This window comes from Micromonospora globbae, assembly GCF_036184225.1.
In the GTDB taxonomy this organism is placed as follows: domain Bacteria; phylum Actinomycetota; class Actinomycetes; order Mycobacteriales; family Micromonosporaceae; genus Micromonospora; species Micromonospora globbae.
This window is the reverse complement of sequence record NZ_CP108084.1, coordinates 5,745,081-5,760,606: the sequence shown is the minus strand read 5'-3', so window position 1 is coordinate 5,760,606 and position 15,526 is coordinate 5,745,081. Positions and strand designations below refer to the sequence as shown.

Here is a 15,526-nt window from a genome sequence, read left to right as displayed (position 1 = left end):
GCGTACCACCATGTCCGTTGCACGGATGCTCACCGGGGACCGGCCGACCGGGCGGCTGCACCTGGGGCACTACGTCGGCAGCATCGCGAACCGCGTACGGCTGCACCAGCGCTACGAGAGCTTCTTCATCATCGCCGACCTGCACATGCTCACCACCAGGAACACCCGTGAGGACATCGAGCGGGTCGCCGGCAACGCCCGCGAGATGGTCACCGACGTCCTCGCTGCCGGCGTCGATCCGGCCCGGGCGACGTTCTACCTCCAGTCGGCCATCCCCGAGGTCGGCGACCTGAACACGCTCCTGCAGAACCTGGTGACCGTGCCCCGGCTCGAACGGGTCCCGTCGCTGAAGGACATGGCCCGCGACTCCGGCAAGGAGGAGATGCCGTACGGGCTGCTCGGCTACCCGGTGCTCCAGGCCGCCGACATCCTCTGCGTGAAGGGGCAGGTGGTCCCGGTCGGCAGGGACAACGCCGCCCACGTGGAGGTGACCCGGGAGATCGCCCGCCGGTTCAACAACCTCTACGGCCCGGTCTTCCCGATCCCCGAGCTGATCCAGGCCGACACGCCGTCGCTGGTCGGCACGGACGGCGCGGCCAAGATGAGCAAGAGCCGGGGCAACACGATCCTCCTCTCCGACGACGCCGCCACGGTGCGCCGCAAGGTGATGGGCATGTACACCGACCCGAACCGGGTGCGGGCGGACGTGCCCGGGCGGGTCGAGGGGAATCCCGTCTTCGCGTACCACGACGTGTTCAACCCGGACCGGGCGCAGGTCGAGGACCTGAAGGAGCGGTACCGCGGCGGACGGGTGGGCGACGTCGAGGTCAAGGAGAAGCTGGCGGTGGCGTTGAACCGGTTCCTCGACCCGATCCGGGAGCGGCGCGCCCGGATCGAGGACGACCGGGGCCTGGTCGACCAGTTGATCGTCGAGGGCACCGAACGGACCCGCCGGGAGGTGCGGCAGACGGTGACCGAGGTACGCCGCGCCATGGGCCTGACCAGCGCGTACACCCAGGTGCGCCGCCGGGCCGAACGGGCCGGGCGGGCGGTGGCCGGCTCCCGGTGAACGCCGCCCGGCCGGGAATGGTCCGGGCCGCGCGGGGCACAGAAGAGGCCATGAACGGCGTACGGGAGGAGGCGCTGCCGGTGGTCGAGTCCCTCGACCACCTGGCGGCGCTGCTGCGCAAGGCCGGTCGCGGCGAGGAGCTGTACGTGCGGTGGTCGCGCGGTCCCGACGCCGATCTCTCCTCCGGCCGCGAGGCGGACCAGTCGAGCAAGGACGCGCTCACCGGGATCGACCTGCCGGGTCTCTCGGCGAACCCGCTCGCCGTGGAGCCGTGGTGGGGTGACCGGCCGCTGCGGCTCTGGGTGGCGCGCCGGCTCTACGACTACTGCCACCTGCGGGAACTGCGCGGCCCGGGGGTACGGCCGTGGGTGCTCGTCGGCGAGCAGATCGGGCGGGGGCCGGACAACGAGCCGTTGGTGCGCTGCCACCGGCCGGTGGCCTGGGTGTCGGAGCGGGCACTCCAGGAGGCCGACCGGGCGGTGGAGGCGCAGCCGTCGTCGGAGTGGGGCCGCTGCACCGGGCCGACTGAGCACCGCGCCGAGGGCTGGTGGTCCTGCATCACAGGGCGAGCCGGCCGCCGCCGCGGGACGCGGCGACGGCAGCGAGCAGGGCGACGAAGGGCACGAGGTGCTCGCGCATCAGGGATCTCCATGTTGTACCGGTTCCGGTCGGTCCGGACGCCGTTCGGCATCCACACGGGGGCCGGCCGTCAACGGTTCAGTGCCGGATGTGAAGATCCGTCATGCCCGTGACGAACCCCTGGCTCGCCGGCCCGGCCCCCACGAGACGGCTCGACCGGCACCGCCTCGAGGAGCGCATCCTCAACCTGCTGTCGTCGCAGAACATGTGCGTCCTCGCCACGTCGGGACCGGACGGTCCGCTGGCGACGCCCGTGCGCTACTTCCACCTCGACTTCGCGCTGATGTTCACGGCCTCGGCGGTGTCCCCGAAGATGCGGAACATCGCCGCCGACCCGCGCGTCTCGATCGGCGTGTTCGCGCCGCTGGTCGGGCAGGCGAGCAGCCGGGGAGCGCAGGTCTTCGGCCGGGCGCGGGTGCTCGTGCCCGGCGATCCCGACCGGGAGCACTACTGGCCGGCCGTACGCTGGCAGTCCGACCACGTCGAACGCTCCCGTTCCCTCGACGATCCGCCGGCCGACCCGCTCGTCGTGGTGGAGGCGGAGCGCATCGTCTACACCGAGCACTGGCTGCGGCGCGACGGGTACGCGCCACGCCAGTTCTGGCGGCGCCGGCCGGCGGACGGCTGAGACGACGCCCGGCCCGCCGACTCGCGATGGTGGGGTGGGCTCGTCGTGGGTATGGACGACGGCATGGCAGATCGACCGAGACTGACCCTGACCAGCACCGTGCTCGACGCACCCGACGCCCGGGACCTCGCGGCGTTCTACGAACGCCTGCTCGGCTGGTCGCGCGAGGAGGACGAACCGGACTGGGTGGTGCTGCGGGCGCCGGACGGTGGCGCCGGCCTCGCGTTCCAGACCGAGCCGGCATACGTACGGCCGATCTGGCCGGCCGGGACCGGAGATCCGCAGATGATGGCCCACCTCGACATCAGGGTGGACGACCTGGAGGCGGCCTCCGCCCACGCCGTGGCCGCCGGGGCCAGCGTGGCGGACTTCCAGCCCCAGGACGACGTGCGGGTGCACCTCGACCCGGCGGGCCACCCGTTCTGCCTCTTCGTCTGACCCTCCCGTCGCGGAGGCGGAGGGCGTCGGTCACGTCCACTTCCACGCGCACGGCCGAGCCGGCCGCCGGGTGATTCCCGGTGCGGCCCGGGTATCGCCAGGGGCATGGCGCGGTACACGAAGCCGGAGCTCAGGGAGCAGGTCAAGGAGGAGATCAAGGCCTCCGACAAGGGCGGCCGACCGGGGCAGTGGTCGGCACGCAAGTCGCAGTTGCTCACGAAGGAGTACGAGAGGCGCGGCGGGGGCTACCTGGGACCGAAGGACGAGCGGCAGAAGGCCCTGCAACGCTGGGGCGCCGAGGACTGGCAGACGAGGGAGGGCCGTACCCGGGCACGCCGGAACGGTGAGACGAGCCGCTACCTGCCCAAGCAGGCCTGGGAGGAGCTTTCCGAGCAGGAACGGCGCGCGACCGACGTCAAGAAGCGGCGCGCGTCCCGGGCCGGCAGACAGTACGTCGCCAACACGGCGCCGGCCAGGCAGGCCCGTAAGGACGCCTCGTCGGCGGAGCGGCTGTCGGAGATGACGGTGGCCGAGGCGACCAAGCTCGTCCACGGGCTCGACACCGGCCAGCTGAAGGCCGCGCTGAGGCGTGAGCGCGGTGGCCGGGCCCGCAAGACGCTCATCCAACGGCTGGAGTCGGAACTCGACCGGCGCTGATCGTCGACGCGGGGAGCGCTTCGACGAGCGACCTGCCCGGCGACCTCGGGTCAGGAACGCGGGTCGCGGCCGGTCAGATCCGCGAGGTACGCGTCCAGCTGCGCCACCATCTCCGGGGAGCTCAGGTGCCCGGCCAGGACGTGCATCGTCAGACCGTCGACGACCGCGTGCATCCGCCGCGCGACGGTGTCGAGGTCGTCGGGATCGCCGGCCAGGACGCCGTGCGTCGCCAGACCGTCCACGAGCCGGCGGCACATCTCGAACATCGAGCTGAAGTGCCTGCGTTGCACGCGGGCCAGCGCGGGATCACCGAGGCCGAGGGCGAGGAAGGAAAAGGCGATCGTGGCCTCGACGCGCCGGAGCTCGTCGACGGGCATCGTCTCCAGCAGGATCGCCCGTACCGCCACGACCGGATCGGCGGGTAGCCGTAGCCCCTCGATGCGCGCGGTCACCTGGTCGATGACCTGCTCGCAGGCGAACGCCAGCAGCTCCGCCCGGGTGGCGAAGTAGTGCCGCAACGCGCCGGTGGACCAGCCGGAGGCGGCGGCGACCGACCGGGTGGAGACGCTGTCGATGCCGCCCCGGGCGATCACGTGCCAGACGGCCTCAGCCAGCTCTCGACGGCGCTCGGCGTGGTCGACGATCTTCGGCACCCCGCTATTGTCGCACGGTCGTGTTACAAAGATAAAGCACGGTCGTGTGAAAAACGGGGAGGGTGCCATGCTGCCGGCGATCATCGCCTGCGAGATCGGGTTCTGGGTGCTCCTGCTGGCCGGTCTCACGGCTCGTTACCCGCTGCGGGCGAAGACCCTCAGCGCGGTGCTGCTCGTCTGCGTGCCGCTGGTCGACGTGGTGCTGCTCGCCCTGTCCGTCATCGACCTGCGCGGGGGCGGCCAGGCCAGCACGGCGCACGGGCTCGCCGCCATCTACATCGGGGTGTCCGTGGCCTTCGGCGGCCAGATGGTCCGCTGGGCCGACCAGCGGTTCGCCCACCGATTCGCGGGTGGGCCGGCGCCGGTCCGGCCGCCCAGGCACGGCCGGGAGCACGCCGCCCACGAACGGCGGCAGTGGCTGCGCCACGTCGTCGCGTACGTCGTCGCGGTGGCCGTCATGGGACTCTTCACGGTGCTCGTCGGCGACTACGAGCGGGTCGCGCCGATGTGGGGGCCGATGGGCGTCTGGGGGATCGTCGTCGTCATCGACTTCCTGATCTCGTTCAGCTACACCGTGGCGCCCCGCAGGGCCAGGTCCTGACCAGGTTCCGCGTGCGCGCCGGCGGGGTGGGCCGCCCGCGTGATCGCATCCGCTGGGTGGACCGAGTGGCACGTGGGGAAGCCGGACGCGGCACCGATCAGGATTGACAGCGCACACCCCGCTGCGGCAGCCTGGCAGCCGACCACGCGATCGGCGTGGGCAACTCTGCATGAGGGAATGACGCCTGTGATCCGGGTAGGCCGAGCGGCCGCCTGAGTGTTGACCACGCGGCGGATGACCGACGCGCGGCGCCATCACGGTTGAGCGGTCCAACGCACCGTCGTTCACCGCAGCTTCTCTCACGCATCGAGGTTCACCTTGTTCATGGATGTCCGCATCCAGCAGTCGGTCGTCGCCAACCTGTCCCACCGACCCGCGCCCGTCGAGGTCGGGCCGTTCGTGATCGGGATGGATCCGACAACCACCAGTCCCCACATCAACTACGCGACGCCCCGTCCCGGTGCCGCCATCACGGCGGCCGATGTCACCGCCCTGGTCGCTGCCTTCCGCGCGGCTGATCGCAAACCCCGTCTGGAGTACGTCGTCAGCTGCGCCCCCGACCTGGAGGCACTCCTGACCGCCGCCGGATTCGTCGTGGAAGCCCGGCACACCTACCTGCTGTGTGTCCCCGACACATTGGCAGCACCGCCCGCTCTCGACCGGTTCGGTCTGCGTGAACCGGCCACCGATCCGGAGCGCACCGCGCTGATCAGCGCGCAGAACGAAGCCTTCGGCGGCGACCCGGTGGCCTCCGAGGCCGACGTGGCGCGGCTCCGGCGCACGCAGGACGCGGGTGGCGTGGCCGTCATGGCCGTCACCGACGACGGCACCTGTGCGGGAGGGGGCGGAGCGGTCCCGCCCACCGGCGGGGTGAGCGAGGTCGCCGGCATCGCGGTCCGCACGCCCTACCGCCGTCAGGGACTGGCGGGCGCGATCACCGCCGACATCACCCGACGGCTGTTCGACAGGGAGACGGAGATCGCCTGGCTGGAGGCCTCCGGCGAGGATTCGTGGCGGGTCTACGAGCGCGTCGGCTACCGACCGGCCGGTGAACGGCTCTACATCGCCCTGGACTGAGGCACAGGACCCGGGCCCTGGTTGACCGACCAGGGCCCGGGCCACCTGTGTGTGGCGCCAACCGGATGCCGTACGTCGACGCGGTGCCGCGACGCCGTCGTCAGCCCCGTACGGCGACCGGGGCGGTGGCCGGAGCCGGCTGCTGCCGGTCCATCAGCCGCCAGGTGCGCCGACGGATCAGGGGGTCGAGGGTGACCAGCAGGTAGGCCGTTCCCACCACGAGGATGCCGCCGGTGGCGCCGAGCGTGGACGCGAGCGCGCCGCCGACGAGCCCGCCGAGCGGGATGCCGGCCCAGGCCAGGCCGCCGATCGCGCCGAGGACACGCGCCCGCAGGCCGGCCGGGATGCGTTCGAACTCCGCGGCGGACAGCAACGGGTTGATGGCCCCGATCAGCACCCCGCCGGCCAGCGCGACGCCCGCGACGACGGGCAGCCCGACCGGCAGCGCCAGAACGAAGATCCGCGGGACGGCGCCGAGCAGGAAGGCCACGGCGTACGTGCGCCATCGTGGCAGCCGCGCGCCGTGCACGGACATGAGCAGTGACCCTACGAGCGCTCCGGCGCTGAGCGAGCCGAACACGAGCCCGACGGGTGCGGCGTCGTCGAAACGCTCGGCTGCCCACACCGGGACCAGCACCGCCGTCATCGCCTGGTCGAGCAGGTTCGTCAGCAGGATCATCGCGACGATCGCCCGTAGCAGCGGATCACGCCGGACGAAGCGAAGCCCGGCCCGGAGGTCGGCGAGATAGCCCCCGAGACCGGTGGGGCGACCCGCCTCGGCCGGTTCGGGTTCGGCCCTCCGAACCCGGACCAGTGCCGCCACCAGCGCGGCGGCGAGCAGGAAGCTGGCCGCGTCGAACGCGATCACCGCGGGAGCGCCGACCAGAGCGATCAGCACCGCGCCCAGCGGCGCCCCGACCAGCGACCCGAGGCGCTGCACGCTGTCGGCCAGCCCGGCGGCACGCTCGTTGCTCCAGCCGGCGGCAGCCGCGACGTCGGGGACCATCGCGTACTTCGCGTTGTCCGACGGCCCGCGGAACAGCCCGACTATCCCGACGAGCACGAGCAGGACCGGGAAGGCGAGCAGGCCAGCGGCGTACAGGAGGGGCACGACGCCGAGCGCGAGCCCGGCGATCAGGTCACCGCCGATGCTGGCCTTCCGCAGGCCCATGCGGTCGATCAACGGTCCGCCGAGCACTCGCGCCGCGACCAGGGTGCTCATCTCCACGAACGCGGTGACGCCGGTCAGCAGGGCGTCACCGGTGGTGTGCAGCACGAACCACGGCACCGCCACGACCGACATCCGGGTGCCGGTGACCGAGACCGCCTCGGCGACGAGCAGCCCGTACGCGGACCGCCGGCGCACGGCCGGTCCTCGCCCGTCGCCGGAGGACCCATCGACCCCGGTGCGGGACGGTCGAGTGCCCGCGGCCGCCCGGTCCTGGCCGGAGTCGCACCCGGGTTCCTGTCCTCGATCACCTGTCATGGATGCCAAGATAGCCTTGCAAAGAAATCTTTGCAATGGGTTGTTGGCATAGCCGGGGTCTTCGGCGTCTCCGAGGAAGGAACCCGACGCTCGGTCGAAGCACCGAACGGTCACGGCGATGTCGCGGTCGTAGATGACCCAGTTCGACCCTCCGTCGGTCGAGTGTCTCCGCTGGTGGGCAGCGCGGGCAGTCCCGAGTCAGCGGCTCTGGCCGTCAGAGGAACGCCGATGGCGGCGGCCGCGATGAGCGTGCCCAGCGTGACGGCCACGGCGCCTGGCCGGGGCAGGCCACCGGGGCGGGCGGTGGAGGTCGTGACCATCCAGGGGTGTGAAGGGGAAGGCGGGCTGGTGGCCGGGCCTACCAGCCGAGTTCGTCACAGCCGCGGTGGTCGGCGGGTTCGACCTGCAGCGTGGCGTGGGCGATGCCGTGGCGGTGGCGCAGCAGGTCGCGGGCCTGGTCCAGGACGGCGTGGTTGTCGCTGTGGTCGGCGGTGACCAGGTGGGCGGTGGCGACGTTCATGCCCGAGGTCAAGGTCCACAGATGCAGGTCGTGCACGTCGCGTACGCCCTCGATGGCCGCCAGGTCGTTGGCCACCGCCGCCGCGTCGACGCCCTCGGGGACGTGCTGGCCGAGGACGGCGAAGACCTGCCGGCCCAGCGAGACCGCCCGCACCGCGACGAACGCACCGATGGCCAGCGCGATGACGGTGTCCCAGAACACCTGACCCGTGGCGGCCACCAACCCGCCGGCGACGATGACGCCGACCGAGCCCGCCGTGTCGGCCACCACCTCCAGGTAGGCGCCCTTGACGTTCAGGCTTTCGCTCGCCCCGGACCGCAGCATCAGCAACGCGACCACGTTGACCAGCAGGCCGATCGCGCCGACGATCAGCATCGGCCCCGTGGAGACCTCGGCGGGGCCGCCGATACGGCCGATCGCCTCCGCGACCACGTACACCGCGACGCCGAGCATGAGCACGACGGCCAGCAGGGACGCGAACACCTCGGCCCGGTAGGAGCCGTAACTGCGGCGTCCCGTGGAGTCGGGACGGGTGGCGATCCTGGTGGCGACCAGCGCCGCGCCGAGGGTGACCACGTCGGCGGCCATGTGCCCGGCGTCCGACAGCAGCGACAGCGAGCCCGACAGCAGCCCGAAGATCAGCTCGACGACGAAGAACGCGCCGATCAGGACGAACGAGACCGCCAGCCGCCAGCGGTGGCGTCCACCCGCGTGCCCGTGCCCGTGCCCATGACCGTGTCCCGCTCCCATCAGACGCTGCCGTCCCGTTCGGGGTGCAGGGCCTCGGTGTGCTCGGTGTGGGCCAGCGCCAGGTCGAGCAGCATCCGTACGTGCGGGTCCTCCAGCCGGTAGTAGGCCATCCGCCCGGAGCGGCGGGCCGCGACGATGCGGTGCGCACGGAGCAGCCGCAGCGCGTGCGAGACGGCCGACTCGCTCTGGCCGGTCACCGCCGCCAGGTCGCACACGCACAACTCGCCATCCAGCAGGGCGACCAGCAGCCGCAGCCGGTTCACGTCCGACAACAGGCCGAAGACGTCAGCGGTGTCGGCAAGGTCCTCGGCGGAGGGCATCCGCTCATTTACGGCGGTGACCCGGTCGGCGTCGACGACCCGGGCGGTGCAGCCGTCCAACACCAACACATGGTCATCTGAATAGCTGTTCACATGTCCACGATATCGAGGACGACTGCCGTGCTGTCAAGATTGGGCGAGCGCCGGACCGATCGTGCGCCGACCTCGACACGTTGCACGGCCGGTTGCCGACAGAGGCTTGGCCGAGAAGCAGTCCCGCGGCGTCACCGACCGGAGCTTGGCGTGCGTCTGGCGTTCCTCGCCACGTCTGGCCAAGAGAGGTGTGACGCTCGTGCTCCCCGGCGACCTTCGGGTGCACCTGGCACGTGGACGGCATGGGCCCCTGTTCGCAGCCGTTACCGTCGAGCGTCGCTGTCGCGGCGCACTGGAGCCGAAGGCACGAGCGGAGTAGCGGTGACGGAAGAAGAGATCATCACAGCGGTACGTAACCGCGCGGTGGACCTACCGCCGCCCGCATCAACCGAAGCGGTCAGCGACGCCGAGAAGGCCATCGGCTATCCACTCCCGCGGGTCGTAGCCGCAGCTTGGAAGAGCGTGCTCAAGCGGTCGTGATGCTTGCCTCTCATACCCCTCCGTGACCGCTGGGCCCGCCGGCTACTGGCCCGTGGACGGCCCATTGCGGCTCGGGGCCGCTACCGTGATCGACGTGAGGAACGATGCGCGTGTCGTCGAGGTGGTGGCCTACGATCCGGCCTGGTCGGAGCAATTCAAGGTCGAACAACGGCGGTTGGCGGATGCGTTGCCCACGGCGCTGAGCATCGAACACATCGGATCTACCAGCATTCCTGGGCTGGCGGCCAAGCCAATCATCGACATCCTCGCTGTAGTACCTGTGGTCGATGTCGTAGTCGCCGCCCTCGCGCGACTTAAGCAGCTTGGGTACGTCTATCGGCCGCTGGCCTTCCCCGAGGACAGTGAGCACCTGTTCTTTGTCAAGGACACCGCCGGGAAGCGAAGCCACCACCTGCACGTCTTCGGCGTTACGTCGCCGGCGCCAGAGGAGAACCGGCTCTTCCGCGCCTACATCGCGGCTAACGCCGATGCCGCCCGCCGCTATGAGGCGGCGAAGAGGCGCGCGGCCGAACTGCATCCCGACAGTCGAGCCCAGTACGGCGCCGCGAAGGAAGAGGCGTTTATGCAGCTGCTCGCCGAGGCCCGGCTCTGGGGCAGCTCGGATGGGCGGCAATCGGCGGAACGCTGAAACCAGCGTCCGGCGAGGTCAACCCGCTTGGCGGTGGCAGCACCGATGCCATGGGGAGCGGATCTCCTCGTCGGGCAGTCTCCGACCGTCCAGCCTCCCCGGACGGGGCCCAGGTCGTTCGTCCGGTAGGGCGCTCCACCTGGCCCCTGTGCGGGGAGGCTGGTAGCCCTTGTGGTGCCCGGGAGGTGATCCGCGGCTGATCTCTGAGGAGGGGCGGGGTTCGGGGCGGAGCCCCGAGGTCTTCAAGGTTTTGTCGTCCGCGGGTGTGGCCGGCCGGCCCGGCCGATGCCGGCCGGAGGTCGCCAGCAGGCCGGAGCCGGGCCGGCGCGGCCCGCTTTGCGGGCCGCTCTTGATGATGACGAGGCCCAGGAATGACGTTGCTGTCACCGGTTGCTGTCAGGGCCGGTCGCAAGCGACCGGCCCTGTGCGTTTCTCCTGTTCAACTGTGCGCGCCCGAAGGGACTCGAACCCCTAACCTTCTGATCCGTAGACCGATGCGTGTCTATGGGCATGATCTGGCTGGCCAGCCGTCCGCCCCAGTCCCGCACGGATCCCCACAGGTACCAGCAGGTCCAGGCTATACATCAGGTTCTGTCGATCGCTTCTCGCCGTCAGAAACGGCCCCGGAATCCGAACCAGTCCCCGCACCTTCGGATCAGTTCCCCGATGTCCGAGCAGCCACGGAGCAGCCATGGATCGGCCCGTTCACGACGCTGGGCCTGAACTACCGCGACTTGCGGCAACGCTGGAACCGCTGAGTTCGTGCTGGATGTTGGACTGCGGACGTCCGCGCACCGTTGGAGCCTCCACAGCCAGCTCGCGGGGTTGTCAGGCCAGCGAGATCTTCCGCATCGTGGTCCAGGTGTGGCTGCGTAGATGAAAGGCGGCAACTCGGCAAGGGAGCGCTCGATGTCGCGCCAGCCGCTCATGACAACCTCGAGTTGCGCGAAGACGCTGCCCGCGGCGGCGCGTCTGGTGGAATGCGGTCAGTGGTGGCTGCGGGGTCCGGGACCTCGAACCGAGGTCCCGGACCCCGCGCCTTCCGGCCCGGGCCGGTTGGAGCGTTCAGGTCCGGGCCGGCGCTGTGGGTTGTCGATCGGGCTGAAGGTGGCCGCCTTCGGTCTCCCAGGCGGCGACATCGTCGCCGTGCCGCGCCAACGGTCGTGAGCTAGGGCTGGGCGGTATGGAGAGGATGTCGGCGGCGCGGGTGGTGTTGGCGGGGCGGGAGGTGGCGAGCATGGCCGCCGCCGCCACGGCGTACGTGGTCTCAGGCGCTATCACGGCCAGGTCGATCCGCAGATTCCTCGGGCCTGTGACGATCACGAGCGCGGCCTCGAGGGTGGTGAACCAGCCCACCCGCACCACGGCACCGTCGACGCCGATCCGGCGTGGATGACTGTCCCAGGCCGCCGGCTGCAGCATGATCCGTTCGATCACGCCGCCACGTTGGGCGGTGAGCGCGGTGACCAGGCTGCACAGTTCGACGACCGGGTCTCGTGAGGTCGGCCACCAACCGCCGTCGAGCATCGCGCGGCTGGACGGCGAGTCGGCCAGCCGCAGGCGTGCCGCAGGCGGCTCACGGGTGCAGACCCACGTCATGCGGTCCTCGGCGGAGCGGATCATCAGTTCCGTCCCTCCGGTACGTCGGCGCCCGGGTCGGTGCCGGCGGGGTCTGGACGAGTGATGGTGGTGGTGTAGACGGCCGTGCGGTGCCTACGGGTCAACGGCCGCAGTTGGATGATGCGCCGCATGGTGGCTTGGATGGTCACCAGCAGCACGCCGAACACCGCGGCGAGCAGCAGCGCTACTCCCATCGGAAGTTGCCCCTGCGCGCCGAAGAAGTGCACGTCCGTACGCTGACCGTTCTGCAGGATGAAGATCAGTAGCAGGAGCAGCACCACGGCGGATGCTGTGAACGCGACCAGCGAACCCCCGGCGCGGACACGCGGTACAGGCCGGGACCGGTCGTTGATCTTGGGGGCGGACTGCATGTTGGTGGGGTGGGCTGAGCCGGTGGACCTGGTCATTGTGGACCTCATCTCGACGGTGGTGCGCGACGTACGCGAACCGGAGCCGTCGGGGTCCAGGACGACAACCTCAGCCTACTCTCCGTCTAGGCTGATCGGCACGCTCGAGATGTCGGATCTACCAATCCGGACAAACATGTTCCGCCGCACCCGCCCCTCACAGGACCAACAGAAGAACAACTGGAGCCCATAGCCGTTCGACGACGCCTGCAGTGGGAGGCGAATCCGGCAGCCGGCGCCTCGGCCGAGCACAGCACCGCCTCATACCAGACAGGGCCATCGGCAAGATGGGCGATGGAGGACTCAGTCGCGACGGACGGACCAACTGCCATCGAAATTTTCTCGTGACCGTTTGGCGCTCTCCTCTGGGCGATCGGAGTGACCGGGACGGCGGCCCGTCAGCTCGGCATTCCGGCCCTGAGCTGGGCCAGGGAACGCTTCAGCAGCCGGGACACGTGCATCTGCGACAGCCCGACTTCGGTGGCGATCTGCGCCTGGGTCATATGGCGGTAGAACCACATAGTCAGAATCCGACGCTCACGCAGAGGAAGAGCGGCGAGTAACGGCAGTAGTGTCAGGTGGTCGTCCACGCGCGCGTAGCCGGGATCACGGCGCCCATGAGCTCGATGGTCTCGACGCTGTCGGCGCCGAGGTCGGGCGCGTTGAGGGATGGCAGATGGTAGGCCTGCGATGTAGTGAGGGCGGCCTGGACGTCGTTGACGTTCACGTCCAGGTGATCGGCGAGTTCCGCGGTGGTCGGGTGGTGGCCCTGTCGCTGCGTGAGCTCGGCCGTGGCGGCTCGCACCACGCTGTTTCGTTCCTGGGTGCGGCGCGGGACGCGCATCGCCCATGTCGTGTCGCGGAAGTGCCGGCGGAGGGCACCGAGAGTGGTCGGCACCGCGTAGCAGGAGAACGGGACGCCTCGTCGGACGTCGAATCCGTCGACGGCCTTGACCAGGGCGAGGGCCGCGACCTGGGCTAGGTCGTCGTAGGGCTCTCCGCGTCCGGTGTATCGGCGGGCCAGTCGGCTGGCCATGGGCAGATGGCCCTCGATGATCCGGGTCCGCAGTCTCGTACGATCGGGATCGTCGCAGCTCAGGGCAGCGTGTCGACGCAACAGTTGTTCGCTCGTCGCCGGCACTTCACCCGCCGGCGGATGTCGGGTAACGGCGGTCGCGGTGGGTATGACCATTGTTCAACGCCCCTTACGGCTGGCAGCGGTGGAGCTGACACCCACCCGGCGGCGCGGGCGACACACCTCACCATACGCCCGAGCACGCCGATTCGCGCCGCTGAGCGCCGGCCGGCGGGACAGCACAGGCCGCCGCGGGCCGACCAGGCAGTCAGGCGGACAGGTCGGCTGCTGGTCCTGACGGGAGTTGCTCGGAGCCGTCGACGATCGCCTGTGCCAGATCGGACAGCCGCCGATTGCGGCTGCGAGCGCCGTTGCGCAGCAGCGCGAAAGCCTCGCCCACGTCCACCTGGAGGCGTTCGGCGAGGACGCCCTTGGCCTGCTCGATCAGAACTCGGCTGTTGAGTGCGGTCTGCAGTTGCTCCGTGAGGATGTCGCGGTGGTGGATGGCGCGTTGCTGGAGCAGCCCGATGGTGGCCACGTCCGCCAATGCCTGCCCGATCCGGACCCTGCCTTCGTCGAGGGCGCCCGGGCGGGTGTCGAAGAGGCTCAGCGCGCCGATGACCTCGGAACGTAGGCGCATGGGCAGGGCGTGTACCGCAGTGAAGCCGACCTCGGCTGCGGCGGCGGCGAACCGGGGCCAGCGGTGACTGGCGACCCGCACGTCGATGACCGACACGGGTTGGCCGGTGCGGAAGCAGTCCACGCAGGGCCCCTGGTCGGTCTGCAACTGGAACAACTCCAACCGCCTGGTGCGTTCGGAGGAGGCCGCCACCACCTGAAGGTTGTCCTGCCGGTCGGTCACCACCAGCCCGGCCGCCGAAACGCCCAGCAGCTGCACGCACCGGTCGGCGAGCACGTGCAGGAACTCGATCACGTCGAAGTCGTCGACGAGTGTGTCGGCCATTTCCACGAACACGTCGGAGAGCTGGATCTCGGCCATGTCACCCACCCTCGGCCTACCATAGCCCCACTTGGATGTGCGGCGGCGCGGGCAACGGACCGGCTGCACGATGGGCCGGGTCCCGGCTTTCATCCGGCCCCGCCGCCAGCGACCCCGGTAGGGGCGCCTCGGCTCCTGCCCGGGCGGCTCAGCAGCTCAGCGCATAGCGACGCCGGTCGGAGGTGCGGGGGATCCGATGTCGTGCAGGTGGCGCAGTGTCTCGGCCCAGGAGCGGCCCAGGGTGGTTTCGTGGTAGTCGATGTCGTGCTCGGCGCAGAACCGCCGGATCAATGACCGGGCACGGCGCAGGTTGGGACACGGCATGCTCGGGAACAGGTGGTGTTCGATCTGGTAGTTCAAGCCGCCGAGCAGGGTGTTGAGGAACATTCCGCCGCGGACGTTGCGGGAGGTGAGGACCTGTCGCCGTAGGTAATCGAGGTTGTCCTCGGCGCCGAGGATCGGCATGCCCTTGTGGTTCGGGGCGAAGGAGCAGCCGAGATAGAGGCCGAGCACGCCCTGGTTGACGAGGATGAACACGACCGCCTGCACGGGGCTCAGGAGCAGGAACACGGCGGCGAGGTAGCCGCCCAGGTGCAGGGCCAGCAGTCCGGCCTCGGCGGGTCGGCGGGCGATGCGGCGTGCGCCGAGGACCGCCTTCACGCTGTTGGCATGCAGGTGCAGGCCTTCCAGCAGAAGCAGCGGGAAGAACAGATACGCCTGCCAGCGCACAAGCAGCGCACCGAGGCCACGCCGCCGGCGGGCCTGGCCGACGGTGAAGGACAAGGGCGCCACGGTGATGTCGGGATCCTTGCCTTCGGTGTTGGGATGGGCGTGGTGCCGGTTGTGCTTGTCCACCCACCAGCCGTAGCTGATCCCGGTCAGGAGGTTGCCGTGCACGATGCCGATCAGATCGTTCACCCGACGCGAGCGGGCTATCTGACGGTGCCCCGCGTCGTGCCCGATGAACCCGGCCTGCGCGAAGACCACCGCGAGGACCACCGCCACGCCGAGCTGCCACCACGATTCACCCAGCCGGACGAACAGGACGCACAGTCCGGCGAAGGAACCGACGACGAGGCCGATACGCACTGCATAGTAGCCTCGCCGCCGCCCGAGTAGACCCGCCGCGCGGACCAGCCGGGACAGGTCGGCGTAATCGCTGCCCCGCTCCCGGTCGGTGCCGAGACTGGTATCGCTCACGATGGCTGCCCCCGCTGGTTCTTGCCCGTCGGCTTGGCTCACCGGCAGCGGCTAGACCAGCCGGTCAGGCGCGCCATGGAGCTGTTGAAACGTCCGCAGCGCGCCGGGGCTGCCCGGGCCGCAGCGGCCACGCCGCATCCGGCCACGCGCTCCGGGGCTGCGGA

Annotated in this window: 19 protein-coding genes; 9 read left to right on the top strand and 10 right to left on the bottom strand. The window is 70.4% G+C overall.

Annotated elements, in window-relative coordinates; all coding sequences use genetic code 11:
• The first annotated feature begins 10 nt into the window (after positions 1 to 10).
• From trpS to OG994_RS26150, 5 genes are all read left to right on the top strand, one after another.
• Complete coding sequence (gene trpS, locus OG994_RS26170) at positions 11 to 1,069, top strand: tryptophan--tRNA ligase (RefSeq protein ID WP_328851310.1); 1,059 nt, start codon at positions 11 to 13, stop codon at positions 1,067 to 1,069.
• Positions 1,070 to 1,119: 50 nt separating this feature from the next.
• The gene (locus tag OG994_RS26165; protein ID WP_328851309.1) at positions 1,120 to 1,821 is read left to right on the top strand and encodes a DUF6098 family protein; all 702 of its coding nucleotides are present in this window, start codon (positions 1,120 to 1,122) and stop codon (positions 1,819 to 1,821) included.
• Positions 1,812 to 2,336 carry a pyridoxamine 5'-phosphate oxidase family protein gene (locus tag OG994_RS26160; RefSeq protein WP_328851308.1) on the top strand — a complete coding sequence of 175 codons (525 nt, stop codon included), beginning with the start codon at positions 1,812 to 1,814 and terminating at the stop codon, positions 2,334 to 2,336. Before OG994_RS26165 ends, OG994_RS26160 begins: the two co-directional genes overlap by 10 nt.
• A gap of 63 nt (positions 2,337 to 2,399) precedes the next feature.
• Positions 2,400 to 2,774, top strand: a complete 375-nt coding sequence (locus tag OG994_RS26155; RefSeq protein WP_328851307.1) for a VOC family protein — start codon at positions 2,400 to 2,402, stop codon at positions 2,772 to 2,774.
• Positions 2,775 to 2,879: 105 nt separating this feature from the next.
• On the top strand, positions 2,880 to 3,431 hold the full coding sequence (locus tag OG994_RS26150) for a DUF5872 domain-containing protein (protein ID WP_120332152.1): 552 nt from the start codon (positions 2,880 to 2,882) through the stop codon (positions 3,429 to 3,431).
• 50 nt (positions 3,432 to 3,481) lie between these two features.
• On the opposite strand, the gene OG994_RS26145 is transcribed toward OG994_RS26150, so the two are convergent.
• Complete coding sequence (locus tag OG994_RS26145; RefSeq protein WP_328851306.1) at positions 3,482 to 4,084, bottom strand: TetR/AcrR family transcriptional regulator; 603 nt, start codon at positions 4,082 to 4,084, stop codon at positions 3,482 to 3,484.
• Positions 4,085 to 4,151: 67 nt separating this feature from the next.
• Here OG994_RS26145 and OG994_RS26140 point away from each other — a divergent pair, with 67 nt between their 5' ends.
• Positions 4,152 to 4,685, top strand: a complete 534-nt coding sequence (locus tag OG994_RS26140) for a hypothetical protein (protein WP_328851305.1) — start codon at positions 4,152 to 4,154, stop codon at positions 4,683 to 4,685.
• A gap of 324 nt (positions 4,686 to 5,009) precedes the next feature.
• Positions 5,010 to 5,762 carry a GNAT family N-acetyltransferase gene (locus OG994_RS26135; RefSeq protein WP_328851304.1) on the top strand — a complete coding sequence of 251 codons (753 nt, stop codon included), beginning with the start codon at positions 5,010 to 5,012 and terminating at the stop codon, positions 5,760 to 5,762.
• A gap of 100 nt (positions 5,763 to 5,862) precedes the next feature.
• Here OG994_RS26135 and OG994_RS26130 read toward each other — a convergent pair whose 3' ends face one another.
• The 3 genes from OG994_RS26130 to OG994_RS26120 form a co-directional block, all read right to left on the bottom strand.
• Positions 5,863 to 7,128: an MFS transporter gene (locus OG994_RS26130; RefSeq protein WP_328851303.1), complete on the bottom strand. Its 1,266-nt coding sequence runs from the start codon at positions 7,126 to 7,128 to the stop codon at positions 5,863 to 5,865.
• 478 nt (positions 7,129 to 7,606) lie between these two features.
• Entirely contained in the window at positions 7,607 to 8,518 is a 912-nt protein-coding gene (locus tag OG994_RS26125; protein ID WP_328851302.1) for a cation diffusion facilitator family transporter, read from the bottom strand.
• Positions 8,518 to 8,901 carry an ArsR/SmtB family transcription factor gene (locus OG994_RS26120; protein ID WP_204985323.1) on the bottom strand — a complete coding sequence of 128 codons (384 nt, stop codon included), beginning with the start codon at positions 8,899 to 8,901 and terminating at the stop codon, positions 8,518 to 8,520. The genes OG994_RS26125 and OG994_RS26120 overlap by 1 nt, the downstream gene beginning before the upstream one ends.
• 351 nt (positions 8,902 to 9,252) lie before the next feature.
• On the opposite strand from OG994_RS26120, the gene OG994_RS26115 reads away from it, so the two are divergent.
• Both OG994_RS26115 and OG994_RS26110 read left to right on the top strand, forming a co-directional pair.
• Complete coding sequence (locus OG994_RS26115) at positions 9,253 to 9,411, top strand: hypothetical protein (protein ID WP_158610194.1); 159 nt, start codon at positions 9,253 to 9,255, stop codon at positions 9,409 to 9,411.
• A gap of 94 nt (positions 9,412 to 9,505) precedes the next feature.
• The gene (locus OG994_RS26110) at positions 9,506 to 10,060 is read left to right on the top strand and encodes a GrpB family protein (RefSeq protein ID WP_328851301.1); all 555 of its coding nucleotides are present in this window, start codon (positions 9,506 to 9,508) and stop codon (positions 10,058 to 10,060) included.
• A 1,065-nt stretch (positions 10,061 to 11,125) separates the two neighbouring features.
• On the opposite strand, the gene OG994_RS26105 is transcribed toward OG994_RS26110, so the two are convergent.
• The 6 genes from OG994_RS26105 to OG994_RS26080 form a co-directional block, all read right to left on the bottom strand.
• Entirely contained in the window at positions 11,126 to 11,683 is a 558-nt protein-coding gene (locus OG994_RS26105) for a DUF5994 family protein (RefSeq protein ID WP_328851300.1), read from the bottom strand.
• Positions 11,683 to 12,087, bottom strand: coding sequence for a LapA family protein (locus OG994_RS26100; protein ID WP_328851299.1), 405 nt, complete (start codon positions 12,085 to 12,087; stop codon positions 11,683 to 11,685). The genes OG994_RS26105 and OG994_RS26100 overlap by 1 nt, the downstream gene beginning before the upstream one ends.
• Before the next feature lie 398 nt (positions 12,088 to 12,485).
• Positions 12,486 to 12,677 (bottom strand): sigma-70 family RNA polymerase sigma factor, encoded by a 192-nt coding sequence (locus OG994_RS31635; protein WP_407942548.1) that lies wholly within the window; start codon positions 12,675 to 12,677, stop codon positions 12,486 to 12,488.
• Positions 12,662 to 13,279, bottom strand: coding sequence for a sigma-70 family RNA polymerase sigma factor (locus OG994_RS26090; RefSeq protein WP_328851297.1), 618 nt, complete (start codon positions 13,277 to 13,279; stop codon positions 12,662 to 12,664). Before OG994_RS26090 ends, OG994_RS31635 begins: the two co-directional genes overlap by 16 nt.
• Before the next feature lie 151 nt (positions 13,280 to 13,430).
• A complete protein-coding gene (locus OG994_RS26085) occupies positions 13,431 to 14,162 on the bottom strand; it encodes a GAF and ANTAR domain-containing protein (RefSeq protein WP_328851296.1) in 732 nt (243 codons plus the stop codon).
• A 156-nt stretch (positions 14,163 to 14,318) separates the two neighbouring features.
• Positions 14,319 to 15,362, bottom strand: a complete 1,044-nt coding sequence (locus OG994_RS26080) for a fatty acid desaturase family protein (protein ID WP_328851295.1) — start codon at positions 15,360 to 15,362, stop codon at positions 14,319 to 14,321.
• Between the last annotated feature and the right edge of the window lie 164 nt (positions 15,363 to 15,526).

Excerpts from the sequence above, each read along its gene's own strand:
- OG994_RS26150 (WP_120332152.1), top strand. The coding sequence starts at position 2,880 with ATGGCGCGGTACACGAAGCCGGAGCTCAGGGAGCAGGTCAAGGAGGAG.
- OG994_RS26140 (WP_328851305.1), top strand. The coding sequence starts at position 4,152 with ATGCTGCCGGCGATCATCGCCTGCGAGATCGGGTTCTGGGTGCTCCTG.
- trpS (WP_328851310.1), top strand. The coding sequence starts at position 11 with ATGTCCGTTGCACGGATGCTCACCGGGGACCGGCCGACCGGGCGGCTG.
- OG994_RS26100 (WP_328851299.1), bottom strand. The coding sequence starts at position 12,087 with ATGACCAGGTCCACCGGCTCAGCCCACCCCACCAACATGCAGTCCGCC.
- OG994_RS26090 (WP_328851297.1), bottom strand. The coding sequence starts at position 13,279 with ATGGTCATACCCACCGCGACCGCCGTTACCCGACATCCGCCGGCGGGT.
- OG994_RS26105 (WP_328851300.1), bottom strand. The coding sequence starts at position 11,683 with ATGATCCGCTCCGCCGAGGACCGCATGACGTGGGTCTGCACCCGTGAG.
- OG994_RS26125 (WP_328851302.1), bottom strand. The coding sequence starts at position 8,518 with ATGGGAGCGGGACACGGTCATGGGCACGGGCACGGGCACGCGGGTGGA.
- OG994_RS26165 (WP_328851309.1), top strand. The coding sequence starts at position 1,120 with ATGAACGGCGTACGGGAGGAGGCGCTGCCGGTGGTCGAGTCCCTCGAC.
- OG994_RS26160 (WP_328851308.1), top strand. The coding sequence starts at position 1,812 with ATGCCCGTGACGAACCCCTGGCTCGCCGGCCCGGCCCCCACGAGACGG.
- OG994_RS26135 (WP_328851304.1), top strand. The coding sequence starts at position 5,010 with ATGGATGTCCGCATCCAGCAGTCGGTCGTCGCCAACCTGTCCCACCGA.
- OG994_RS26155 (WP_328851307.1), top strand. The coding sequence starts at position 2,400 with ATGGCAGATCGACCGAGACTGACCCTGACCAGCACCGTGCTCGACGCA.
- OG994_RS26085 (WP_328851296.1), bottom strand. The coding sequence starts at position 14,162 with ATGGCCGAGATCCAGCTCTCCGACGTGTTCGTGGAAATGGCCGACACA.